Consider the following 3,629-nt stretch of genomic DNA (forward strand, 5'->3'; position numbering starts at 1 on the left):
GATGTCCACGATCTTCTTGGACGATGCGTTGATCGAGCCCATGGTGTTCACCACCTGGCTGACGACGGTGCCGCCGCGCACGGCCACTTCCGACGCAGATGCCGCCAGCTGGTTGGCCTGGCGGGCGTTGTCGGCGTTCTGCTTGACGGTGCTGGTCAGCTCTTCCATCGAGGCCGCCGTCTGCTCCAGCGAGCTGGCCTGCTCTTCGGTGCGCGAGGACAGGTCCTGGTTGCCCGAAGCGATCTGGCTCGAGGCCGTGGCGATGGTGTCGGTGCCCTGGCGCACTTCGCCCACCACTTTCGCCAGGCTGGAATTCATGTTCTTCAGGGCCTGCATCAACTGACCCGTCTCATCGGCGGACTGCACCTCGATGCGCGAACTCAGGTCGCCGGCCGCGACGGTCTCTGCCACCTTCACGGCCTGGCGCAGGGGGCGCACGATGCTGCGCGTGGTGAAGAATGCGAAGGCGGCACCCGCCAAGAGCGTGAGCACGGTCAGCAGCACGCCCAGTTTCAGGCTGCGCGCGTTGGCACGGTCGATCGCCTGGCTCATGTCGTCGATGGCCTTGCGCTCCATCGCCAACAGCGCGAGCACGCCACTCTCGTAGGCCTTGGCGGCCGGCGTGAAGGTCTCGTCGAAGACGCGGGCCGCCTCCGATGTGCCGCCGCCCCCGGCCTTGGCCTTCGTCACCAGGTCCTTGGCGGCCTGGTACTTGGCACGCTTGGCCACGATGTCCTTGAACGCGGCCTTCTCTTCGTCGGTGATCAGCAGCGCCTCGACCTTCTTGATGGTGTCGCTGCCCCTCGTCACGCTGTCGGCGATCACGTCCTTGAAGACCACCGGCAAGGTCTCGTCCGTGGTGCGGGAGATCATGGCAGTCCGTGCGATGGCCGAATAGGTCAGCACGTACCAGTCGGAGATGAGCCGCTCCTTCGCGAGCGGGCTCTGCATCATGACCCGCGTGGCTTCTGCGTTGCGAACGGCGCTGACCAGCGAAAAGGCCGCGGCAACGACGGTCAATCCGAGCACGATGGCGAAGCCGAGGGCGAGCCGCGTACCGATGCGGAGATTGCGAAGGGAGGTCATGGTGAGGGTCCGGTCTTGGGGGTGGTTCTGGGGCGCAGGAACGCGCCCGTCGTCTTCAGGCGGCGACGGCTTCCACGAGGCCCATCTCTTCGCTGGACATCAGACGGTCGATGTCCACCAGGATCAGCATCCGCTCTTCCAGCGTGCCCAGGCCGATCAGGTAGTCGGTGTCCAGGGTCGATCCCATCTCGGGCGCCGGCTTGATCTGCTCGGCGCTCAGCGTGATCACGTCCGACACGCTGTCGACCACCATGCCCACCACGCGGCCGCCGATGTTCAGCACGATCACCACGGTGAACTGGTCGTAGCTCGGCTCGCCCAGGTCGAACTTGATGCGCATGTCGATGATCGGAACGATGATGCCGCGCAGGTTCACGACGCCCTTGATGTAGGCCGGCGCGTTGGCGATGCGGGTCACGGCGTCGTAGCCGCGCAGTTCCTGCACCTTCTGGATGTCGATGCCGTATTCCTCGTCACCGAGCGTGAACGAGAGGAACTCGAGCGGCTTGTCCGCCGCGCGGCTGGCGCCCGCCGTGTCGGCCGGCTTGGAGGTGGGGGTCGATTTCGTGAGCATGGGATGCGCCTCTCTCTGTTGAAAAGAATCAGTTCACTCGGGTGGGTGGGTCATTTGGCGATGGCCGGTCGACCCGTGGGACGGGAAGAAATGCGGGGTGCGGCCGGCGGGCCTCGGCGGTCGCTGCCGCGCTTGGCGGGCTTCGATGCGGCCGCGTCGAAATTGAAGACGTACACCGCCTCGACCAGGCCGCCCGCCTGCACGTTCAGTGCGGTCGCCGCAGCGGCCGACTCCTCGACCAGGGCCGCGTTCTGCTGCGTCACCTGGTCCATCTGCGTGATGGCCTGGTTGACCTGCTCGATGCCCTGCGTCTGCTCGTGGCTCGCCGCGCTGATCTCGCCCATGATGTCGGTCACGCGACGCACGCTGGCCACGATTTCCCCCATCGTCTGGCCGGCTTCGCTCACCAGCGCGCTGCCGGCCTCGACCTTGTGCACCGAGTCGTCGATCAGGCCCTTGATTTCCTTGGCCGCTGCGGCCGAGCGCTGCGCCAGACTGCGCACTTCCGACGCGACCACGGCGAAGCCGCGGCCCTGTTCGCCGGCGCGGGCTGCTTCCACGGCAGCGTTGAGCGCCAGGATGTTGGTCTGGAAGGCGATGCCGTCGATGACCGCGATGATGTCCACGATCTTCTTGGACGATGCGTTGATCGAGCCCATGGTGTTCACCACCTGGCTCACCACGCTGCCGCCGCGCACCGCGACCTCGGAGGCCGAGACGGCCAATTGATTCGCCTGGCGGGCGTTGTCGGCGTTCTGCTTGACGGTCGAGGTGAGTTCTTCCATCGACGCAGCGGTCTCTTCCAGCGAGCTGGCCTGCTGCTCGGTGCGCGAGGACAGGTCCTGGTTGCCCGAGGCGATCTGGCCCGACGCGGAGGTCACGCCGTAGGCACTGGCGCTGACGTCGGCGACGATGCCGAACAGGTTGGCGCTCATCTGGTTGAGCGCGGTCAGCAGGTCCTTGGTCTCGTCCTCGGGATGGATCGCGAACTTCACCAGGACGCCGCTGGCGATCGTGCGGGCCACCTCGACCGCATCGTCCAGCGGTCCGAACACCGTGCGATCCAGGAAGAAACCCAAACCGACCCAGCTCAGCGCCGAGGCGACCGAGAACACCGCGACGATCGTCGGCCAGGCACCCGCGCCACCCGCTGCAGCCGACAGCGACCACCAGCCTGCCGCACCGAAAGCCAGCGTGAAGAGGGCCGCCATCGCCGTGGCCGCCCACAGGCGGCGGCGCACCGGCACCCGGCGCAGCGCGGCCAGCGGCTGCGCCCAAACCGGCCGCAGCACGTCGCCGTGGCGCAGCACGAGCTTCTGGCCGGTGCCTTCGCGAATCTTGCGATACAGCGCCTCGGCGGCCTCGACCTGCGCGCGCTCCGGTCGGCTGCGCACCGACATGTAGCCCACGGTCGTGCCGTTGCGGCGGATGGGGGTGACGCTGGCATGCACCCAGTAGAAGTCACCGTTCGCACGGCGGTTCTTGATCACACCGGTCCAGGGCAACCCTTCGTCGAGCGTCTGCCACAGGTCGGCAAAGGCCTCCGGCGGCATGTCGGGATGCCGCACGATGTTGTGGGCCTTGCCCATCAGGGCTTCGACCGAAAAACCGCTGGCTTCCACGAAAGCCGGATTCACGTAAGTGATGCGGCCTTTGAGGTCGGTGCGAGATACCAGTGCAACGCCCGGGGGCAGCAGGTACTCGACGGCGGTGGTGGGGAGGTTGACGCGCATGAAAATTCTGTCTCTTGGAATGAAAGCGGTGCGATGGGGATCAGCTGCGAGCCCCGTGTGTGACGTCGAGCTGAAAGACACTGACGACCTGCGACAGGCTGCCGGCCTGCTCCTGCAGTGAGCCGGCCGCTGCGGCGGCTTCTTCCACCAGCGCCGCGTTCTGCTGCGTGACCTGGTCCATCTGGCTGATGGCCTGGTTGATCTGCTCGATGCCTTGGGTCTGCTCGTGGCTGGCC

At 66.6% G+C, this 3,629-nt stretch carries 3 protein-coding genes and 1 pseudogene; all 4 read right to left on the bottom strand.

Features of this window, described 5'->3' with window-relative positions; translation table 11 throughout:
• The coding region (locus ACSFA2_RS25335) for a methyl-accepting chemotaxis protein (protein WP_435458096.1) at positions 1-1,086 on the bottom strand (1,086 nt) is incomplete at its 3' end.
• A gap of 55 nt (positions 1,087-1,141) precedes the next feature.
• Positions 1,142-1,660, bottom strand: a complete 519-nt coding sequence (locus ACSFA2_RS25340) for a chemotaxis protein CheW (protein WP_435458097.1) — start codon at positions 1,658-1,660, stop codon at positions 1,142-1,144.
• 50 nt (positions 1,661-1,710) lie between these two features.
• On the bottom strand, positions 1,711-3,393 hold the full coding sequence (locus ACSFA2_RS25345) for a methyl-accepting chemotaxis protein (protein ID WP_435458098.1): 1,683 nt from the start codon (positions 3,391-3,393) through the stop codon (positions 1,711-1,713).
• 40 nt (positions 3,394-3,433) lie between these two features.
• Positions 3,434-3,629: pseudogene (locus ACSFA2_RS25350) on the bottom strand (methyl-accepting chemotaxis protein); the annotation flags it as partial.

Origin of the sequence: Variovorax cryoconiti (genome assembly GCF_051216395.1) — a bacterium.
GTDB lineage: Bacteria > Pseudomonadota > Gammaproteobacteria > Burkholderiales > Burkholderiaceae_C > Variovorax.

Coding starts and splice junctions, on each gene's coding strand:
- ACSFA2_RS25340 (WP_435458097.1), bottom strand. CDS start 1,660: ATGCTCACGAAATCGACCCCCACCTCCAAGCCGGCCGACACGGCGGGC.
- ACSFA2_RS25345 (WP_435458098.1), bottom strand. CDS start 3,393: ATGCGCGTCAACCTCCCCACCACCGCCGTCGAGTACCTGCTGCCCCCG.